Origin of the sequence: Achromobacter sp. D10 (assembly GCF_035282245.1) — a bacterium.
Lineage (GTDB): Bacteria > Pseudomonadota > Gammaproteobacteria > Burkholderiales > Burkholderiaceae_B > Achromobacter > Achromobacter insolitus.
In genome coordinates, this window is sequence record NZ_JAYJLE010000006.1 from 222,977 (window position 1) to 243,917 (window position 20,941).

14 protein-coding genes and 1 pseudogene are annotated in these 20,941 nt (G+C 65.6%); 8 read left to right on the forward strand and 7 right to left on the reverse strand.

The genetic code is table 11. The annotated features are described in order from the left end of the window. The first annotated feature begins 257 nt into the window (after positions 1–257). Complete coding sequence (locus tag VCS63_RS18780; protein ID WP_323880693.1) at positions 258–2,858, forward strand: carbohydrate-binding family V/XII; 2,601 nt, start codon at positions 258–260, stop codon at positions 2,856–2,858. A 74-nt stretch (positions 2,859–2,932) separates the two neighbouring features. Here the strand turns inward: VCS63_RS18780 and VCS63_RS18785 are convergent, their stop codons facing one another. Next, positions 2,933–3,499 (reverse strand): cytochrome b, encoded by a 567-nt coding sequence (locus VCS63_RS18785; protein ID WP_112966199.1) that lies wholly within the window; start codon positions 3,497–3,499, stop codon positions 2,933–2,935. A gap of 156 nt (positions 3,500–3,655) precedes the next feature. After that, positions 3,656–3,958 (reverse strand): hypothetical protein, encoded by a 303-nt coding sequence (locus tag VCS63_RS18790; RefSeq protein ID WP_112966198.1) that lies wholly within the window; start codon positions 3,956–3,958, stop codon positions 3,656–3,658. Positions 3,959–4,216: 258 nt separating this feature from the next. On the opposite strand from VCS63_RS18790, the gene VCS63_RS18795 reads away from it, so the two are divergent. Beyond that, entirely contained in the window at positions 4,217–5,443 is a 1,227-nt protein-coding gene (locus VCS63_RS18795) for an EAL domain-containing protein (protein ID WP_323880695.1), read from the forward strand. Here the strand turns inward: VCS63_RS18795 and VCS63_RS18800 are convergent. Further along, positions 5,436–6,359 (reverse strand): LysR family transcriptional regulator, encoded by a 924-nt coding sequence (locus VCS63_RS18800; protein ID WP_323880697.1) that lies wholly within the window; start codon positions 6,357–6,359, stop codon positions 5,436–5,438. The genes VCS63_RS18795 and VCS63_RS18800 overlap by 8 nt on opposite strands. Positions 6,360–6,911: 552 nt before the next feature. Here VCS63_RS18800 and VCS63_RS29765 point away from each other — a divergent pair. From VCS63_RS29765 to VCS63_RS18820, 5 genes and pseudogenes are all read left to right on the forward strand, one after another. Next, positions 6,912–7,001, forward strand: a pseudogene (locus tag VCS63_RS29765) (ESPR domain-containing protein); the annotation flags it as partial. A 342-nt stretch (positions 7,002–7,343) separates the two neighbouring features. Further along, positions 7,344–14,780, forward strand: coding sequence for a YadA-like family protein (locus VCS63_RS18805; protein ID WP_323880699.1), 7,437 nt, complete (start codon positions 7,344–7,346; stop codon positions 14,778–14,780). A 50-nt stretch (positions 14,781–14,830) separates the two neighbouring features. Further along, a complete protein-coding gene (locus tag VCS63_RS18810; RefSeq protein ID WP_323880701.1) occupies positions 14,831–15,244 on the forward strand; it encodes an outer membrane protein assembly factor BamE in 414 nt (137 codons plus the stop codon). Positions 15,245–15,338: 94 nt separating this feature from the next. Beyond that, positions 15,339–15,878, forward strand: coding sequence for a SecDF P1 head subdomain-containing protein (locus tag VCS63_RS18815; RefSeq protein WP_323880702.1), 540 nt, complete (start codon positions 15,339–15,341; stop codon positions 15,876–15,878). 44 nt (positions 15,879–15,922) lie between these two features. Then, positions 15,923–16,348: a hypothetical protein gene (locus tag VCS63_RS18820; RefSeq protein WP_112966195.1), complete on the forward strand. Its 426-nt coding sequence runs from the start codon at positions 15,923–15,925 to the stop codon at positions 16,346–16,348. Positions 16,349–16,435: 87 nt separating this feature from the next. Here VCS63_RS18820 and VCS63_RS18825 read toward each other — a convergent pair whose 3' ends face one another. Next, the gene (locus tag VCS63_RS18825) at positions 16,436–16,921 is read right to left on the reverse strand and encodes a nuclear transport factor 2 family protein (RefSeq protein WP_323880703.1); all 486 of its coding nucleotides are present in this window, start codon (positions 16,919–16,921) and stop codon (positions 16,436–16,438) included. A 390-nt stretch (positions 16,922–17,311) separates the two neighbouring features. Here VCS63_RS18825 and VCS63_RS18830 point away from each other — a divergent pair, with 390 nt between their 5' ends. Continuing rightward, complete coding sequence (locus tag VCS63_RS18830) at positions 17,312–17,920, forward strand: LysE family translocator (RefSeq protein WP_323880704.1); 609 nt, start codon at positions 17,312–17,314, stop codon at positions 17,918–17,920. Between the two features lie 42 nt (positions 17,921–17,962). On the opposite strand, the gene VCS63_RS18835 is transcribed toward VCS63_RS18830, so the two are convergent. The 3 genes from VCS63_RS18835 to VCS63_RS18845 all read right to left on the reverse strand — a co-directional run bounded on the left by VCS63_RS18835 (position 17,963) and on the right by VCS63_RS18845 (position 20,938). Next, positions 17,963–18,676, reverse strand: a complete 714-nt coding sequence (locus VCS63_RS18835; RefSeq protein WP_323880706.1) for a hypothetical protein — start codon at positions 18,674–18,676, stop codon at positions 17,963–17,965. Between the two features lie 137 nt (positions 18,677–18,813). After that, positions 18,814–19,770, reverse strand: a complete 957-nt coding sequence (locus tag VCS63_RS18840) for an acyl-CoA dehydrogenase family protein (protein WP_104653760.1) — start codon at positions 19,768–19,770, stop codon at positions 18,814–18,816. Continuing rightward, positions 19,763–20,938: an acyl-CoA dehydrogenase family protein gene (locus VCS63_RS18845; protein WP_112966191.1), complete on the reverse strand. Its 1,176-nt coding sequence runs from the start codon at positions 20,936–20,938 to the stop codon at positions 19,763–19,765. The genes VCS63_RS18840 and VCS63_RS18845 overlap by 8 nt, the downstream gene beginning before the upstream one ends. Between the last annotated feature and the right edge of the window lie 3 nt (positions 20,939–20,941).

Sequence of the window (20,941 nt, forward strand, 5' to 3'; positions counted from 1 at the left end):
CGCTTCTAGTTGGATTGCAGCGGAAAGGCAATCGGGCAAAAGTAGCAGCCCTGGTGAGATGTTTTATAGAAGGTCTGATAAAAGCGGGCAATAGCTTTTCAGCGGTGTTAACGTTCTGTTGCTTATTCAGAAGCCGGCGCATGCAGGACGCCTCGCAGAGAGGCCGGCTGACGCATGGCCCGCAGCGGCGGCGCTGCGGGAAATCAGAGTGGCCAAGGGCCCGACTGGCGGCTGCGGCCCGCAACGAGGAGCGCGAGATGTATAGCCTGACCCGACTGTGGCGCGTGCATGGATCCCCGACAACGCCGTTCGTGTCCGCGAGTCCGCCGGGGCGTCTTTCACGCCTCGCCCTCGCATTGGCCGTGGCTGGCGTGGTTGCCGGCGCGAGCCTGATGCCCGGCGGCGCGGTACTGGCCCAAGGGCAGGGACAGACCCCGACGCAATCGGCGTCCACCCAATCCGACGCCCAGGAGGAGGCCGCACGTTCGCTGCAATGGCCGCGCAGCTTCGAGGCTGCCGACGGCACGCGGGTGGAGCTCTATCAGCCCCAGATCGATACCTGGAGTGCCGACCGTATTTCGGGCCGGATGGCGGTGGCAGTCGGCGCCGCCAAGGGTAGCCCGACCTATGGCGTGGCCGATTTTTCCGCGCGGGCCGAGGTCAATAAGCCTGCCGGGCTGGTGCACCTGTCGGACTTTCGGATTGAGCGCGTGCAGGTTCCCACGGCGCCGCAGGAAGCCGCCAGGCTGCGCAGCCAGCTCGAAGCCCGCCTGCCCGCCAAGGGAGTGGTCACGAAGCTTGATGCGCTGCAGCTAAGCTACACCCTGTCCCAGAACAATCCGGCCACGAAGACGGTTCCGGTGGACAACGCGCCGCCGCGCATCGTCTATCGCACGGTGCCCACCGTCCTGGTGCTGATCGACGGCGAGCCCGTGCTGGCCGACCTGCCCGAGGCCGCGGGCTGGCGCCGGGTGGTCAATACGCGCGCGCTGATGCTGGCCAACGGCGCGGACCGCTATTTCCTCGAAGCGGCCGGGCATTGGTACGAAGCGGGCGGCGTCAACGGTCCGTGGACGGACCTGCCGCAGCCGCCCACGGCGTTGCTTGCGGCCGCTGACGCCGCGCGCCGCAAGGCTGCGCCCGATCCGATGCTGCCGCATGGAGGAAAGCCGCCGCATCGCGCGCCGGCCATCGCGGTGTCGACCGTGCCCGCCGAATTGCTGGTGACCGTGGGCCAGCCCGAAATGCGGCCCGTGCCGGGTACTTCGCTTCTGTCGGTGGCCAACGCCGACCACGCCCTGTTCATGAATCCGGGCGACAACCGCTATTACCTGTTGGTGTCTGGCCGCTGGTTCCGCGGCGCCAGCCTGGACGGCCCCTGGTCCTATGTGCCGGGCAAGCAGTTGCCGCGTGACTTCGCGCGGATTCCGGCCGAGGATCCGCAATCGGGTGTACTGGCATCGGTGCCGGGCACGCCGCAAGCCAAAGAGGCGCTCATCGCCTCGACCATTCCGCAGACCGCCACCGTGTCTCGCAGCGCGGCGAAGCTGCAGGTCGAGTATGCCGGCGGTTCGCCGACGCTGCGGCCCATCCCGGGCACGGCGCTTTACTACGCGGCCAACTCGCCGGTGCCGGTGATCCAGGCCGAAGGACGCTACTACGCCTTGTCGCGCGCGGTGTGGTTCGTGGCGGACTCTCCGATGGGCCCCTGGCGCGTGGCCGATCATGTGCCGGCCGTCATCTACGCGATACCGGTCAGTTCCCCCTTGCACTACGTCACCTATGTGCAGGTATACGGCTCCACCCCGCAAAGCGTGGTGTTCGGCTATACGCCGGGCTACATGGGCGTGGTGGCCAGTCCCGACGGCACGGTGGTGTACGGCACGGGTTATGCGTATCCGCCGGTCATCGTGCAGGACACGTGGGTAGGCTATCCGCCCAGCTACGGTTACGACGCGGCCTTCGCCACCGCGACCGGCTTTGCTTTTGGCTTTGTCGCCGGCGAAACCTGGGGCGGCGCGGCTCCCTACTGGGGGCCGTATTGGGGCGCGCCCTATTGGGGCGGGGTCAACGTGAACCAGGTGGACGTCTATGGCGCCTGGGGTGGTTCCGGCGTGGTCACGCACGCGGCCGGCTGGAATGGCTGGACGGGCACTGAATGGCAGGGGACCCACGCCGAGGGCTACAACCCGCAGACCGGCGCGGCCTTCGAAGGCACGCGCGGCGCGGCCTACAACGAGTACACCGGCAATGCGGCCGCGGGCAGGCGCGATGCCTACACCAATCCGGTGACGGGGGCTTCCGGCGCCGGCCGCGCGGGAGTGGTCGCCAACGACGATGGCCAATGGGCCGCCGGCCGCCAGGATGTGCGTACGAATACAAACACCGGCCGCACGACTATCTCTTCCGCCACGGCGACCGGTACGGCTGGCGAGGGGACCAGCAGCGTGGACCGCCGCGGCGCCACCTATAACCGCAACACGGACAGCGGCATGGCGTGGAACAACGGCAACGTATACGCCGATCGCAATGGCAACGTCTATGAGCACACGGACAACGGCTGGCAGCAGCACACCAGCTCGGGCTGGCAAGCGGTGCAGCCTGGCGCGCAGTCGGGTGGCAACTATCTGAACGGCCAGCGCCAGGCGCGCGACTATTCCGGCGAACGCATGGGTGGCGCGGAGGGCGGCGGCTGGCAAGACCGGGGCATGCAGGGCGGAGGCTGGCAGGGCGGTGGGTGGCGGGACCGTGGGATGGGCGGCGCCGAAGGCGGCGGCTGGCAGGGGCGCGGCATGGGCGGCCGGGGAGGCTGGGGTGGCGGCTTCGGCGGCTTCCATGGGGGCGGCTTCCGCCGCTGAGCCGGGCGCCGCTTGCGGCCGCTGCAAGAAAAGGGCGGCCGCGCGTACACGCCGCGGGCCAGCCCTTGCCGGACCTACGAGAGAGAAGGGCGGCCCGCCATTCGTGCCAATACCTGGTCTTTCCACACATAGCGATGCACCAGCGCCATGAAGATGTGCGCGCAGGCCAGGGCCAGCAGCGTCCAGCCCAGCACGCCGTGCAGGGCATTGCCGGGTGTCATGAGCGTCGAGATCTCGGTGCCCCGCGCCTCGAACAATTGCACGCCAAACACCGACAGTCCCCGGCCGCGGCCATAGGAGCGGAGCAGCGCCAGGGCGGGAACGGCCATCATCAGTAGATAGAGCGCCAGGTGGCCGCCCGCTGCGAGCAGGCCGAGCATGCCTTTGCCTGCAGCGGGGCGTCGGCTGAAGTTGATGAGTCCCCACGCCCCGCGAGCCACGGCCAGCGCCATGAGCAAGGTGCCCGTCGAGGCATGGGTACCCCAGAAGAACTGCTCAATGGCGCTGTCTTCGGCAAACACTCGCAGCAACGCGCTGGTGAATTGCCAGGCAAACAGGACCGCCATGGACCAATGCAAAAAGCGGGTGATGCGGCCATAGCGCGCGGGCGTATCGATGTATGAAGTTCGTTCTGCGTTCAAAAAAATTCCTCCGTGTGTTGCATCGCTCCAAGGCGCATTGCCAAGTAACGATCGATGCTTGCCCGAAAAGTTCCGGCGCGTCTTCGTAAGCCGGCGCAAGCGAAGCCGCCAACCGTCCGATGAACGACGTTGGAAGCGCGGGCAGGGATTCAAGGCCTACGGCGCGAGTCTGAAGCCGCCGGGGTTGTCCCAGTTGTCGACGTATTGCAGCAGGATGGTTCTGCAGGTAAGGCAGCAGAAATTCTTGAAGACGCCGCTGCGTCCGTTCACGGTGTAGCTGGTCGCGGGCATGTTGCCCCGGAAAACCAGGCCGGCATGGGGAGGCGACTTCGCGCCTTCGATGATTTGCGTGTAGCAGGCGTCGCAGATGACGCTGGATCGGTGCTTGGTGGGCGTGGCCGGCGCCGATCCATTTGTGGTCCAGGGGGGAGAGGTCGCCGGGATGTTATCAGGGCTCAAGGCAGGATTCCAGCGAGGGGTAATGCAGCAGATCGATGTATACGGATCCTAGTGGCCAGGTGTGGCGAGAACAAGCAGCACGGTCCGATGTTCGGTATCGGGAACAGACGGACGTCGGGTGGGTGTGGCTTGGTCCGATAGCAGGAATCGGAATTCCTTGAAGGTTGCAAGGGGCGCTTGCGGTTACTGTCGGCTAAAAGACGATGCAAGCACGCCGCGGAGCGTGCATGCATGCCGTATATAAGGTGTCCTCCCAAGATGCATGCTGCAATAGACAGTCCGCGTTTGCTGGTATTGGCCGATAAGGTCGCGATACGCCTCTTTGATCGCATCCTTGCTTCCGCCTGCATGGAGTATTCCTGGATCGAGTCGTTGGGCCAGCTCGACGTGTTGTTGGACGGAGGGGGAGTGCGAGTGGTTGTGGCCGAGGTCAGTGGCCTGAACGCCGATGGGATACGGGTGCCGGCCAGCGTCAGGCAGGCCTGCGAACGTGGCGCCAATGCACTGCGGCGACAGCCTGTCATCGTGTTGCTGCAGGGGGACATCGCATACGGAACCTTGGCGCGCCATGCAGAGATATCGCGCGACCAGGGCCTGGATGTGCGGATCGTGCGCAGGGAGGGGCGGGTGTCCGGCGTGCTGGAAACCCTGCGCGGGATATTCAGCGCTCCGCAGCGAGGCCTGGAGGCGCGCGGGCGAGATGGCTACAGCAGCTTGAAGGCCGCGGACCTGCATCGCGGCTTGCATACACCCGGCGCCATGCGCATCGTGCTGCAACCGCAGTACGACCTGACCTCCCGTAAACTGATTGGCGCGGAAGCGTTGGTGCGGTGGCGTCATGAACGGATAGGCCATGTGCCCGCGATCGTCACGGTAACGCTTGCGCACCGCTGCGGCATGGCGCAAGCGCTGTTCCACCATGTTGCCGAATTGAGCGCAATGGTGATCGCCTGGTTGCAACGCAACGGCGAGGACTTGCGCATCGCCATCAACGTGTCGGCCGATGTGCTTTGCACACCACAACTCGTACCCAAGTTGATAGGGGATTTCGACAGACTGGGCCTGGACTCCAAACGCCTGACAGTGGAGTTGACCGAGGACATGCCCGCGCATGATCTGCTGAGCCTGTCAACGGCCCTGAATCTCTTGCGTCTTCATGGCTTTGGGGCATCGATGGACGATTTTGGAATCAGCAATTCGACGCCGGAATTGCTGACCCGGCTGCCCTTCGACGAACTCAAGATCGATTCCAGGTTCGTGCGCCGGGCGGCTCGCGATCCGGCGGCTCGCGCCGTGCTGGTTTCGGCTTTGCAGTTGAGCCGCGACCTGGGGCTGAGGTCGGTGGCCGAGGGGATAGAAAATCCGGAAGGCCTGGCACTGGTGACTGCCCTGGGATGCCAGATCGGCCAGGGCTTTTTGCTGTCCCCGCCGTTGGAGGTTGCCGAGTTCCTGCGGGAGCTGCCGCGCTTGCGTCGCCTTAACTGAACAGGGACGCCTTGTCCTCCTTCAGCAGGGCGCGGGGGATTTCGTCGCGGAGCACTTCGATGATGCGGGTGATGCGCGGCGATAGAGGGCGCTGCGCGGGCACCAGGGCATTCAATGGAAACGCCGGGACGGCGTATTGGGGCAACAGGCGCACCAGTTTGCCTTGCTGCAGCGCTGCTGCGCATGCGGGTTTTTGCACCACGCCGATACCGCTGCTTGCCGAGATCATCTCGTACATGGGACGCCAATGACTGGTCGTCATTATGGTACGTATCCGGACACTGTCTACCGAGGCGTCGGGGCCGCTCAATGGCATGTGATCGTTATTGAACACGCCCTTCACGCGGATGAACGGGTGCCTGGAAAGATCGGCCGGTTTGTTGATGTTCCCGTGCCTGCTCAGGTAAGAGGGTGTCGCGACCAGCATCCGCTCCACGATGCCTAGGGGATAGGCGATGTAGGCGCCTTCGGTCAGCCTGCCCAGGCGCAAGGAGATGTCCACGCCCTCCGTCAGCGGATCGACGATGGCGTCATTCAGGACGAGGTCTATTTTCAGCTCGGGGTACTTCGCCTGCATGCGCAGCAGTACGCGCGGCAACACGATTTCGCCGAAGCACTGTGCCGACGCGATCCGGATCGTACCGTTCAGCGTGTGATCCATCTGCGCGAGCGAGTGGACCGCCTTGTCTGCTGCTTGAAGCAATTCGCGACTGTTTTCGTAGAACGCGCGACCTTCATGCGTGCAGGTCAGGGTGCGGGAGCTGCGTGTCAGCAGCCTGACTCCCAGGAATTTCTCCAGCCTGTCTATGCGCTCGCTTACCGCCGGTTGTCCCAGGTCCAGGTCCCTTGCGGCGGCGGACATGGTTCCTCGTTCGACCACGCGCACATAGATGCGCATCATTGCTAGCAAGTCCATGCGGAACCGCGCGTAGTCCAGTGGAGTTTCTTGCAATGGGTGCGGGAGCCTGTCCCGTAAGTTCGACGCATATGGAAAACCGCAGGCCACGCCCACAGTGCGAGTTGAGATTGGGGAAAGCAGTGGGGCGAGGCGTCTGATCAAGATCGCCGCGGGTCGCGCAAGGCCGCCTTGCAGGTGAAGGCGGGCCGTACTGGAGGCCGCGTGGATGGTCAGCGTGCCTGTCCTGCTGGCGGCATATCGGTCCCGGGTGGGCGCGGTCTTTTGTCGGTTTCCGCGTCGAATGCCAGCGCCAGATTCTACTGAACAAGGACTGAACGTGGGTGCGGTGAGAACCGATATTTGCTATTGGGCGGAATGCCTGTTTGGGGGTAGGCCCAACGGGTAACCTCGGCACTGTTTTTCCCATGTTAACCGGGCGTACCGAACCGCATTAATTCGTTGAATTCTTGCTGATTTATGCGGTTGTCCTGCCTCGGCTTGAAAGCTGTCGGGGTAGGGCAATGAGGCGGCTTCGGATGGCATGTCGATTGAGTAACAACGAGAGTATCTATGAACAAGGTTTACAGGTCGATTTGGAGTGAGTCCATCGGAGCTTGGATTGCTGTCAGCGAGAACACAACAGCCCGTGGAAAAACCTCAAGAAATCGTCTGGGACTTTGTCCTCCGGTATGGGCGTTGGCAGGAATACTCGTAGGAGGAATGTTCTTTGCGCCTCCGGATGCGCAGGCGACGATATACGGTCCGAGTGAGTCTGTGTGCCAGAACGCGACGTCAGGGCTTGCGCCAGATGGCACTAACCGTAACGGGGTGGTGGGCCCCAAAGATGGCACGGGCGTCTGGTCCAACGTCATCGGGTGTGGTGCCGATGGCGGTAGCTTTTCTGGTGTCCAGGTCCTGGGGCCGTATGCCACGGCTACAGGTTCCGGTGCCGTCGTTCTGGGCTTTTCGGCTTCTGGTGCCGCTCGCTCGACGGCGGTCGGTATGCAGGCCGTGGCCTCGGGCCCGTCCGCGACCGCGTTGGGCCAGTGGACACGTGCCACGGGTACTGGCGCGGTGGCGATTGGCGGCAACAACTCGTCCAACACCGCAGCATCAGGTGCCCAGGCTTCCGGCAGCAATGCGGTTGCAATCGCAGGGCAGTCTCGGGCTACGGGCGGCGAGGCTATCGCTATAGGCGTGCGCTCCAGCGCGGTCAACAATGGGGATGTCGCCATTGGGGCGGATAGCCTGGCTAACGGCACTACGAGCAATCTGGCCGCCGTCGCGGTCGGCCGCGGTAGCCGGGCCGTGGGCGAGGATGCCGTGGCCTTAGGAAACTCGGCCCGTGCCGAAGCCCATTACGGTGCGGCCATAGGTAATTTCGCGGCTGTGACGGCGCGCAACGCGACGGCTATCGGCAATTCGTCGAACGCCAGCGGCGGCGCCGCCACGTCCATCGGCAACTTCTCGGCGGCCTCCGGCCTCAATGCCGTGGCCATCGGCGGCGGCGGTGTGCCGGGATCCTATGCCGGCGCGCGCGCCACCGGCGGCGGCGCGGTGGCGCTGGGCGGCAATCAGGTCAGGGGAGCATCGTCGGCGGCGCAGGACGGGATCGCCCTGGGCGGTGAATCCACCGTCGATGCCAATGCGGCTTCCGGCATTGCCGTGGGGCGCGGCGCGCGGGCCTATGACAACGCGGCCTACGGCGTGGCGCTGGGAGATGGCGCGGCCGCGCGCGGCGAACACGACATCGTCATCGGCCGGGACGCGGCGACGTCGGCGCAATCGGCCGGCAATAACATCGCAATGGGCAACGCCGTGACCACTGGCGCCGAAGGCCAGAACGTGGCGATCGGCTCGGGTTCCACCTCCGCGGTCGCCAGCGATGCGTCCGGCGGCGCAGTGGCCATCGGCCGAGATCAGAAAGCCACCGGCAATGGCGCGGTCGCGCTGGGAGATCCGAACACGGCCAACGGCGACGGCGCGGTGGCGCTGGGGCAAAACAATGTGGCGGCTGGCGATGCCGCCGGCAATAGCGCCGCGCAGGGCGCGGTAGCCATCGGCAGCGGTAATCAGGCTATCGGACAAGGCTCGGTCGCGCTGGGCAATGCCTCGCAGACGGCTGCCGCCGGTTCGATTGCTCTGGGCGACAGCGCAAGCACGGAGGCGCTGAATGGCGTTGCGCTGGGCAGCAATGCGGTGGCCGCCAATGCCGGCGACGTGGCCCTGGGCTCCGGCTCCGCCACGGCGGCGGCGGTCGGGACATCCCAGACCGTCATCAATGGCACCACGTATTCCTTCGCGGGCACGGCGCCGTCCAGCACGGTGAGCGTGGGCGCCGCGGGCGAAGAACGCACGATTACGAACGTGGCCGCAGGCAGACTGAGCGAGACCAGCACGGACGCCATCAACGGTTCACAACTCTATGCCACCAATCAGGCTGTCGGCACGCTCGGCACCAATGTCAATAATCTCGGCAACAGCACGGCGGCTGCCATCGGAGCGGGCTCAAGCTACGACCCCGCGACCGGTCAGGTCGCGCCGCCGAGTTTCAATATCGCTGGCGGCAACCAGACGAACATCGGCGATGCGATCAATGCCTTGAACCAGGGCTGGACGCTGACCACCGCGGGCAATGCCACCGGAACCAGTGCCACGGCGATTCAGCCGGGTTCGACCATGACGGTCACCGGCGGCAACAACATCCAGCTGACGCAGAACGGCTCCGAGATCACGGTCTCGACCTCGGCGACGCCGACCTTCGACAGCGTGTCGATCAATGGTGGGCCCGTGCTCTCCGGTACTGGCATCGACATGGGCAACAGGAAGATCACCAACGTCGCGGCAGGCACGGACGCAGGCGACGCCGTCAATGTCAGCCAACTCGACAATGCCAGAACGCGCTATTACAGCGTGAACGATGGCGGCCTGATCCAGGGCAACTACAACAATGACGGGGCTGTGGGTGCGAATTCGATCGCGGCCGGCGTGGGCGCAACGGCCCAGTCCATCAATGGTGTTGCCGTGGGCTACAACGCGCGCTCGATCGGAGCTGGCGGAGTCGCCGTTGGCGAGTATTCCGAGGCCCATGGCGAAAGTGACGTGTATGTCGGCGGCGCGGCGGGCGCGAACGGCCAGGCGGGCAACTATCGCAACACAGGCGTAGGTGAACGCGCGGGGTCGAATGTGGCGGGGGCCAACAACACCGCAATCGGAGGCACGACGGGCAACAACGTCACGGGAACCGCGAACTTCGCCGGTGGAGCCTATTCGGGCAGCAATGTGACAGGCGATGCCAATATCGCTATTGGCGGCGTAGGTTCCCAATGTAATGGCTCCGGAGGCATACTCTTGGTAGGCAGCGCCTTGATGGATTGCGACCCTGCGGAGATCTCCGCGGGGGTGAACGTCACCGGCAGCAACAACATCGCGATGGGGCCGGCGGCAGGCAGCAATTTGACGGGCGACAACAATATTGCCCTGGGCAATCAGGCCGGTGCTGGCATATCGGCCAACAATACCTTCGCAGCAGGAACCCAGGCCGCCGCGCGTAGCGACAATGACATTGCCATCGGCTCCGCCGCGGCAACCGCGGCTGGCACGGGGGGCAACAATATTGCCATCGGCAATGGCGTGACGACCGGGGCCGATGGCCAAAACGTCGCGATCGGCTCGGGCTCGACCTCGGCGAATGCCGGCGATGCGTCTGGCGGTGCAGTCTCCATCGGCCGCGATCAGACTGCCATCGGCAACGGAGCAGTTGCGCTGGGCGATCCGAACACCGCCAATGGCGACGGCGCGGTCGCGCTGGGCCAGAACAATATTGCGGCGGGTGACGCGGCCGGCAACAGCGCCGCGCAGGGCGCGGTAGCCATTGGCAGCGGCAACCAGGCCATCGGGCAAGGGTCGGTAGCGTTGGGCAACGCCTCTCAGACGGCGGCGGCTGGTTCGCTTGCCTTGGGCGACACCGCCAGGACGGCGGCGCTGAACGGCGTTGCGTTGGGCAGCAATGCGATTGCCTCCAACGCTGGCGACGTGGCCCTGGGGGCCGGTTCTGCCACGGCGGCTGCGGTCGGGACATCCCAAGTCGTCATCAATGGGACCACGTACTCTTTCGCGGGCACGGCGCCGTCCAGCACCGTGAGCGTCGGCGCTGCCGGCGAAGAACGCACAATCACGAATGTGGCCGCAGGCCGCATCAGTGGAACCAGCACGGACGCCATTAACGGCTCGCAGCTCTACGCAACCAACCAGGCTGTTGAGCAGGCCGGTGACACGATCACGAATATTGCCGGCGATACGAGCCAGGCGAACACGGACGCCAATGGCATGGGCATCCGCTACGTGCGCACCAACGAGGCCGGGTTGACGCAAAGTGATGCGTCGGCGCAGGGCCAGGGCAGCACGGCGGTGGGCTACAACGCGACGGCCACGGCCGAGAGCGCGCTGGCCTTGGGCCGTGAAGCGAACGCCAGCCACGCCGGGAGCGTGGCGCTGGGTGCGAACGCGGTGGCCGATGGCGCGACGCTGGGCACGGCGGCGTACAACCCGGGCACGGCGACGATAGCGGGCATTACACCGGTGGGCGAGGTCAGCGTGGGCAGTGCGAACGCAGAACGTCGCCTGACCAATGTGGCGGCGGGCGCGACGGACACCGATGCGGTGAACGTGAGCCAGCTGAAGTCGGTTGCGGCGAGCGTGAGTGACCTGGATGCCGGCACGGTGAAGTACGACCGCAACCCGGACGGCACGGTCAACTACGAGGGCGTGACGTTGAACCCCGGCGGCGCGCCGACGACGATAGGCAATGTGGCGTTGGGCGAACTGAGCCCGACCAGCACGGAAGCCGTCAATGGTTCGCAGCTGAACGAGACCAACCAGAACGTGGCGCAGATCGGTGACACGATCACCAACATTGCCGGCGATACGAGCCAGGCGAACACGGACGCCAATGGCATGGGCATCCGCTACGTGCGCACCAACGAGGCCGGGTTGACGCAAAGTGATGCGTCGGCGCAGGGCCAGGGCAGCACGGCGGTGGGCTACAACGCGACGGCCACGGCCGAGAGCGCGCTGGCCTTGGGCCGGGAGAGCAGGTCCACTATCGTTGGCGGGGTTGCATTGGGCACCGGATCCGTCGCCGACCGCGCACTGACGCCCTCCAACGGCAGCATCGTGGTGGGCGGTGGCGGCGCTTTGGTGCCGTTCAATACGACCGACCGCACGCTGCTTGGCGCAGTCTCGGTGGGCAGCGGCACGACGTACCGTCAGATCACCAATGTGGCGGATGGTACCGATGATCACGACGCCGTCACGGTGCGCCAGCTGACGGGCGCCATGACGTCCTTGACCATCACGGGCACGCGCTACTTCCATGCGAACTCCACGCAGGAAGACTCGCTCGCAGCGGGTGAACAATCCGTGGCGATCGGCCCCAACACCGTGGTGAATGGTGAAGACGGCATCGGCATCGGCAATGGCGCCATCGTCGAGCAGAACGCGCCGGGCGGCATCGCCATGGGTGAGGGTTCGCGCGTCCAGTTGGCCGATGCCGTTGCGCTCGGCACGAAGGCGAACGCCGCCGCGGAACAAAGCGTGGCGCTGGGCGCCGGTAGCAGCGCGACGGCAGCGGGCGGTGTGGCACTGGGTGCCGGCTCTGTGGCGGCGACCCAGGCGGGTGTTGCTGGATATGTTCCTGCCACCCAAGGCGCGGCGGCGGTAAATGCCACGCAAAGCACCTTGGCCGCGGTATCCGTGGGCGACGCGGCCACGGGAAAGTTCCGGCAGATTACCGGCGTGGCGGCGGGTACGGTCGACAGTGACGCGGTGAACGTGAGCCAGCTGAAGTCGGTCGCGGCGAGCGTGAGTGATCTGGATGCCGGAGCGGTGAAGTACGACCGCAACCCGGACGGCACGGTCAACTACGAGAGTGTGACGCTGAACCCCGGCGGCGCACCGACGACGATAGGCAATGTGGCGGCGGGCGAACTGAGCCCGACCAGCACGGAAGCCGTCAATGGTTCGCAGCTGAACGAGACCAACCAGAACGTGGCGCAGATCGGTGACACGATCACCAACATTGCCGGCGATACGAGCCAGGCGAACACGGACGCCAATGGCATGGGCATCCGCTACGTGCGCACCAACGAGGCCGGGTTGACGCAAAGTGATGCGTCGGCGCAGGGCCAGGGCAGCACGGCGGTGGGCTACAACGCGACGGCCACGGCCGAGAGCGCGCTGGCCTTGGGCCGTGAAGCGAACGCCAGCCACGCCGGGAGCGTGGCGCTGGGTGCGAACGCGGTGGCCGATGGCGCGACGCTGGGCACGGCGGCGTACAACCCGGGCACGGCGACGATAGCGGGCATTACACCGGTGGGCGAGGTCAGCGTGGGCAGTGCGAACGCAGAACGCCGCCTGACCAATGTGGCGGCGGGCGCGACGGATACCGATGCAGTGAACGTGAGCCAGCTGAAAGCGGTGTCGGCAAGCGTCAACGATCTGGATGCCGGAGCGGTGAAGTACGACCGCAATGCGGATGGCACCATCAACTACGGCAGCGTCACCCTGAACCCCTCCGGGACGGGCGGCTCGCAGATCCACAACGTGGCGGCCGGCACGGCCGGCACGGACGCGGTCAACGTGGATCAGTTGAACCAGTCCATAGAAACCAACAAGACCCGTTACTACAGCATCAACGATAACGGGCAACGTCAGGCGAATGCCAACAACGACGGCGCCTCCGGCGCGGGAGCGCTGGCGGCGGGCATCGGGGCGGTCGCTACCGGCGAGCGCGCGCTTAGCGTGGGCAACGGAAATTCCGCGACCGGCGCCCGCTCGGCTGCCATCGGCAGCGGCAATTCGGTCAGTGGCAACGGCTCGTATGCCTACGGCAGCGACAACACGATCGCGTCGGCGGACGCCTTTGTGATCGGCAGCGGCGTGACGGTTGGCGCGGGGTTGGACGGGGCCGTGATCCTGGGCCGGGGCTCGATGGCGGTTGCCGCAACGCCGACGCAGCGCGGCATCATCAACGGCGTGGAGTATCTCTATGCGGGCGGCAATCCGGCGGCCGGCGACGTTGTAAGCGTTGGCAGCGCGGACGCGCCTCGGCAGATCCAGCACGTCGCGGCTGGGCGAGTGGCCGCGGACAGTCTGGACGCCATCAATGGGTCTCAGCTGTACGCAACCAACCAGGCTGTCGACAGCCTGGGCCAGGTCGTCCAGAACATCAATACGGGTGGGGGCATCAAGTACTTCCACGCCAACGGCGGCGCTGGCGGCGCCTTGCCTGATTCGCAGGCGACCGGAGCCGGCAGCGTGGCCGTGGGCCCCGCTGCCGTCGCGGCTGGCGCAGGTTCGATCGCGATGGGCAACGAGGCCGCCGCTGGCGCGGCCGGAACGGTGGCCATCGGCGCAGGCGCGCAGGCCAACCGGCAAGGCGATGTTGCGCTGGGGGATGGGTCGATCGCCGACCGGGGCGCGGAATCCTACACGGGCAAGTACTCGAACGCGCAGAACGATACCGCAGGCACGGTTTCAGTGGGCGCCCCTGGCGCGGAGCGCACCGTCAGCAACGTGGCAGACGGCCGCAACGCGACCGATGCCGTGAACCTGCGCCAGTTGGACGGCGCGGTGAAGGCGGCGAACGACTACACCGACCAGCGCATCGGCGACGTCAATCAATCCGTGGTGGAAATTGGCGATACCGTCAACGAACTGGATGGCCGCGTAGCACAGGTGGAAGGCGACGTGACCAAGCTCAAGAACGGCTCGGACGGCATGTTCCAAGTCAGTCAGGACGCGGGCAACGTGGCGCCCAGGGCCGAAGGACAGAGTTCGGTGGCGGGCGGTGCCGGCGCGGTGGCTTCGGGCAACAACGGCACCGCCATCGGAAACAGCGCGACGGCCTCGGGCAGCAATAGCACCGCGATGGGCAGCGGCGCCAAGGCCAGCGGCGAAAACGCTACCGCGATGGGCAACGGCAGCAAGGCCGAGGCAAACAATTCGGTGGCGTTGGGCGCCGGTTCAGTGGCGGATCGCAACGACACGGTATCCGTGGGCGCGGCAGGCGCGGAACGCCAGATCGTCAATGTCGCGCCGGGCACGGCAGGCACCGATGCCGTCAACGTAAACCAGCTCAGAGACGTGGAAGGCAATCTCAGCAACCAGATTGCCAGCGTCAAGGGAGACCTGCGCCGCCAGGACAACCGCTTGAGCGCCGGCGTCGCGTCGGCCATGGCCATGTCCGCCTTGCCCCAGGCTTACCTTCCGGGCAAGAGCATGTTCAGCATGGGCGGCGGCACCTGGCGCGGCGAAAGCGGTTTTGCCATGGGCCTGTCGACGGTTTCGGACAACGGCAGATGGGTGGTCAAGGGCTTGGCCAGCAGCTCTTCCCGCGGCGACTACGGCGCCTCGGTGGGTGTGGGCTATCAGTGGTGAGCCGCCTTCGCGCCGCTTGCGTTCCCAATGGCAACCGAGACCTGACTTTCATGAAGCAACCCATGCACTCCTTCTACCGCCGCCTGGCGCCCATGGCCGCGTTGCTCGCGCTGGCAAGCCTGGCGGGTTGCGGCAACCTGAGCCGTATCGATGCCGCGGGTTCCACCGCCGATCCGGTATTTCCCGACGCGGCGTCGGCCCGGCCGCAGGGCGGGATCCGGCCCAATCTGGATAACCTGCACAGCGTGCGCGCTGGAATGAGCAAGACCGAGTTGTACTACCTGCTTGGCACGCCCCATTTCCGGGAAGGCATATGGGGCGTGAGGGAATGGGACTACGTGTTCCGTCTGCCTACGGCCGGTGGCGAGCAAGCCTGCCAGTACAAGGTGCTGTTCGACAAGAACGGACTGAGCTCGGAATTCCACTGGAAGCCCGAGACTTGCGCTTCGGCGCAGGCAGGCTAGCCGGCCGCCAAGATCAACCACACTTTCTTTATTGACCACCCCATACCGGCTTGAAACTTCCGCCGGTCTATCGATGCTGAAAAATCACATACCTATGCAAACCGTTCTACGTCTCGCGCTCGTAGCTACGTCCGCGGCCCTGTTGGCGGCCTGCCAGCCTTTGAAACCGCAGCAGGCGGCCGCCGCCGCGCCGGCACCCGCGACGGCGGCCCAGCCGCAGGCGGCGCCCACCGTGGACTTCCGCCTGGTCCACGCCAAGCCCGCCGCGCAGCTTCAAGCCATACGCGTCAGGGGGCAGGTGCTCTACATGCAGCCCGCGCCGGTCTTGACGCGAGCGGACCTGGCCAGCGTGATTCCGATGAAGACAAAGGAAGGCGCGGCATTCCTGCGCCTGCAGTTCACGCCGGAAGGGGCAGGAAAGCTAAGCGAGATCACCCGGCGCAATGTCGGAAACTGGTTCTTGTTCACCGTGGACAACCAATTCGTCGAACTGCCCCGCATTGGGGGGCAAGTCGCCAACGGCGTGATCGACATAGGCATGGGTTCGGAGCAGAACGCCGTCAATGTCGCCAATATCATCGTGGGCGCGCCGCCCGCCAGCGCGTCGCCGGCCGCGCGCGCAAATCCCGGCTAAGGTGCAAAACGGTACTGAAATCGTATCGACTGAAGACCTGGGCCATGATCATCCTGGAAACCGACGATCCTGAACGCTTGTGGCTCCGCATTCAAAGGGCAGTATCGGAACGTCGGTTCGAAGGATGGGAGGCGCATTCCGACGTGCAGCTGGCGCTGATGGACTGGCCGACCCGCTATACCAACCTGCGCTTGCGAGTCGGTTATCGGCGGGCTTCGCACGAACTGCGCCTGTACGACATCCGCGGCGACCGGTACTTGCCGGCGCAGATGCTGTTTACTTACCAGAAAAGCCTGTGTGCGCAGCTATGCAATATGTTCGCCACGATCATCAAAGACGCGAGAATCAGCGTGCGGGAAGTGAACAAGGCCGCAAGCAAGCGCAGGCTCAGCGTTCCGTCGGAGTTCGACGTGCAGCGGTTCGATCATTGGATCAATGGCGACGACCTCGCCAAGTACCGATTTCAATAGCTCCGCGACCCTGACTGGGAACAAGCAGCGCCGGTCCTGGATGGCGCTGGACGGACAGGCAGGCGCAGGCGTGCCTGTCCTTAGCGCTTAGAACATGGTGTTGTCGTTGGCGGCCTTTTCCGGGACGGGCTGGATGACGTCCCAGTGCTCGACGATCTTGCCGTCTTTGACGCGGAAGATATCCACCACCGCCCGCCCGCGATCATTGGCGTCGCGAGTCGAATGCGAATGCAAATACACCAGGTCGCCATCCGTGGCCGAGCGTACGATCCTGGCCTTGGCGTCCGGATTCTTCTGGAACAGCTCCGTGAAGTAGGAAACGAAAGGCGCCTTGCCATCCGGCACGTGCGGGTTGTGCTGAATGTAGTCGTCCGCAACGACCTTCGCCGCTTCCGAGACCTCATGCTTATTGAAGAAGCGGTCATAGAACGCCAGCACCAGTTCGCGGTTGCGTTCTTCCGCAGCCAGGTCGCGCGGCGTCGTTTGCGGCGACTGCGCCCAGGTTGCCGTCACGCCCGTCAACAAGCTGATGGAAAGAACCGCGCGGCCGATTCCGCGAGACAAGAACTTCATGGATAGATCCTCCGACCTTGTGATTTACAGCCGCTTCCTGGGGTTGGTCTTGCACCCAATTTTCGGCAGGCCTTACAAAAAGATGACAGGCGAGGGCAGTCTATCAACGGGAATCCACGTACCGAAGCCTTGCGGCGGCAAAAAAAAACGCGCGCGCCCGCCGCAGGCTCTTGATAGAGAAAGAATTCATGTAAATCATGGGGATACGTGACTATCTTGCTGTCTTGATAACAACTATTGGCACAGCGAATGGAACGTTTCGGATGCGGCGGTACACAGCATGCCTTCCCTGGTCGCCCGGAGCCTGCCGGCTGCCCGGGCAGGCGAATTTGCGCAGCCCCGCCGCCGCGGACTAGACTGGCCGCTTCCTTATCATTCACGCATTCCGCCATGGCGCTGCATAGCTGGCTTATCTATCTGGTCGCGGTCATCGGCCTGTCGGTGACTCCAGGACCGAATACCCTGCTCGCCCTTACGCACGGCGCGCTGCACGGGCATCGCAAGGCCTTGTGCACCATCGCTGGCGGCGCGGTCGGTTTTGTCGCGTTAATCGCTTTGTCGATGCTGGGCATCAGCGCCTTGCTCAAGGCCTGGGGGCCTGCATTGACAGTGCTGAAGTGGGCGGGGGGCGCCTATCTGATCTGGCTGGGCATCCAGCTCTGGCGCGCGCCAGGCGTGCAGTTGCAGCCCGCGCCCGACATGCCGCGCGCACGTGGCATGCGCATGTTCAGCCAAGGGCTCCTGTCCGCCATCTCCAATCCCAAGGCGCTGCTGTTCTACGGTGCGTTCCTGCCGCAGTTCATCGATCCGACCCGTAGTCTCTACACGCAGTTCGCGATCATGGCCGCCACTTTCGTGGTGGTCGAGTTCCTGGTCGAGTATGTGCTGGCGCGGCTGGCGAATCGTGTGCGTCCCTGGCTGGAGCGCGCAGGCCGGCGCTTCAACAAAGTATGCGGCGGCCTGTTCGCTGCCATGGGCGCGGCGCTGCCAGGATCCTGACCCTGGGCTGCTCATAGGGCGCGCTATTTCTGCGCGGCAACGCTAGTCGCTCGCTAGCCACCGCCCGGACGCCGGATCGACTTCCACGCGTCTTCCGTCCATCCGTACCTGCTCCTCGTCCAGCCGTGCCGCGGTCGCCGGATCGATGTCGAAGGCGATGCCGAGCGCGCCGGCGACGCGCGCGTCGTCGATAGGCAGTTCCCAGGTCAGGAAGAGTTGCGCCAGATCCAGGCCGCCCGCGAAATCGGCCTCGTGAAAGCCCGTGCCACGGCGCGGGATGACGCCATGGGGCTGGCCGGTATCGAAAATGATGGCGGTGCCGCGCTGCAGCGGAATGCGCAGGCCGGTGCCTGGGAAGTGCACGTCCAGGCCCCGGTCTTCGCTCAAGAACAGGTTGCAGAAGGCGGCGCAGCCATATTGCGCGGCGTCATGGTGGTAGCGGGCGCCGAGGCAGGCCATGAGGGCCGTGTCGGCGGTATCCAGCACGCCGGGCAACCCCAGTGTTCGCGTCCACTGGCGCATGGCTTGCGGGCACTGACCGTACTCGGGCCAGCGTGCCTGCGTGCGCGCCAAGGGCATCTGTTCCACGTCGCCGGGTTCGAGGAACAGGCGTGTCGCCATCTCCCGGTCCCAGTCGGCGAGCACACGCGGGGGCGGCGCGGGCAGGTCCAAGGTGGTGCTTAGCACCGCGCTGCTGACGCTGCGGCTGCGCAGGGTATTGCCGCTCCAGTAGTAGGACGCCAGTCGGTCGGGCATGCATGGCGGCGGGGCGGGGCTCATCGGATGCAGGATAGGGGCGGGCGCGACGACGCCGCGCGGAATCCGCACGAAAAAAGCGGCTGTCGAAGCCGCTATGTTAACGGCGCCCGGCCTGGCGGGCGCTGGGTGGTGGCCTAGTCCTGCATCAGCGTGGCCAGGCGTTCGGCCTCGATTGCCAGCCGGTAAGCGCGTTTCAGGTACAGCTGGGCATCATGTTCCCAGGAGAACCCGATGCCCCCGTGCACCTGGATCACGAGCTTCACGGCGCGCCGCGATGCGCTGGCGGCGAGCCGGGAGGCCAGCGCCGCAAGCCCAGGATCGGGCGCGGCGCGGGCCGCCAGCAAGGCTTCCACGGCGTAGCGGCTGTTGTCCAGGCCGGTCCAGGCGTCGACCAGGGCGTGTTTGATCGCCTGGAATTGCCCGATGGGCCGGCCGAATTGTTCGCGTTCCTTGGCGTAGGCGATGGCCAGGTCCAGCGACGCCCCCGCCGTGCCGGTCAACTGGGCCAGCAGAAAGACCAGATGATTCTGCAGTACGGGCAGGACCTGTGCGGTGGGCAGCTCGGCCTGCGCGACGGCCGGTCCGTGCAGGCGAGCCAGCGCGACCGTGGGGTCCAGGCCCTGGACGGCTTCGAGCGCCGCCGGGTCGTAGCGCGCCAGCAGCCAGCCCTGGTCCTGACGGCTCAGGCGTAGGTATTGCGCCGTCGGGCCATAGGCGTCGATCCATCCCTGTTCGTCGCCGTTGCGATCGCAGCGAATGCTGGCCGGATGCGCGGCCAGGTCCAGCACGACGTCCGATAGGGCGGGGACGCGCTCGAGCAAGGCGTTGGCCAGAAAGGCCGACGCGCCATACGGCAGGGTGAGCAGGGCGCGGCCGGCCCATTCGCCCATGAGCTGGATGCCTGGACCGTACTCGGCCTGGAATGCTTCCGATCCGGCTTCCAGCCAACCGCCATCGGCCAGCTCTTTCCAAAGCGCGCGCTGGGCGTCGTGGTCCGCGGCGAGCGCGCGGCGTGCGTAGGCGGCGGGATGCTGTTGTTCCAGCAGGCGGCCGAAGGTGGAGGACAGCAGTGTCCCGATTTCGCTATGCATGTTGTCCTCTGTCCTTGGGCAGGCCGAGCAGGCGTTCGCCCACGATATTGCGTTGGATTTCCGAGGTGCCGGCCACGATGGTCTCGGCGCGCGACCACAGGAATTCGCGCAGCACGCTGGCCGCGCCGGCATAGGGCGCGTCAGCCTGCGGACCGAGGATGGCGGCCTCGCCCAGCAGTTCCACGCGCTGTTCCCAGATCCGTTGCCGGGTTTCGCTCCACAGCAGCTTGAGCATCGCGCCGTCGATGCCGGGGGTGTGGCCGGCGGCAACCTGGCGCAGTACACGGTCCACGCGCCAGCGTATGACCTGGCACATATCGGCCAGCTCGCGCACCCGATGTTCCTGCGCCGCAAGCTCGGCCTGCGCGAGCGAAGCCTGCGCCAACGCGCCGGTCAGTTGCCGCAGTTCATCTTCCAGCTGGACGACGCGTGGCATGAAGTAGATACCGCGTTCGTACTCGGCGGCGGCCATGGCGATGCGCCAGCCTTCGCCGGCTTCGCCCAGGATGCGGCCCTCTGGGATGGGCGTCGCGTCGAACAGCACCTCGTTGTAATCGGCTTCGCCCGTCATCTGGCGAATGGGTTCGACCCGCACTCCTTCGGCTTGCATGTCGATAAGCATGAAGCTCAGGCCGCGGTGGGCCCGGCTGTCGGGATCGGTTCGCACCAGCGCGAAGCACCACTTGGCCAGATGCGCCTGGGTCGTCCAGATCTTGCGGCCGCTGACGCGCCAGCCGGCCGCGTCCGGCTTGGCGCGGGTGCGCACGGACGACAGGTCGGAGCCGGTTTGCGGTTCGGAGTAGCCCTGGCACCATATCTCGCTGCCTTGCCGGATGCCAGGCAGGAACTGGGCTTTTTGCGCGGGCGTGCCGAAACGCAGCAGGGTCGGCGCCAGGATTGCGTGGGCGATGCTGTTGATGGGTTGCGGTGCGTGCAGGCGCGCGCAAAGTTCGTGAAAGGCGATCAGGGTCGCGGTACTGAGTTCGCGGCCGCCGTATTCGCGTGGCCAGGTGAGCGCGATGAGGTCGGCTTCGCAAAGCATGCGATTCCAGGCCTGGCGGCATTCCTGGGTGTGCGAGTCGGTGACCGGATACTGTCGGCGCAACTGCGCCAGCGCGGTGCGCAGCCAGGACTCGGCGTCTTCGAGAAAATGTTCAGTGCGTATCATGGC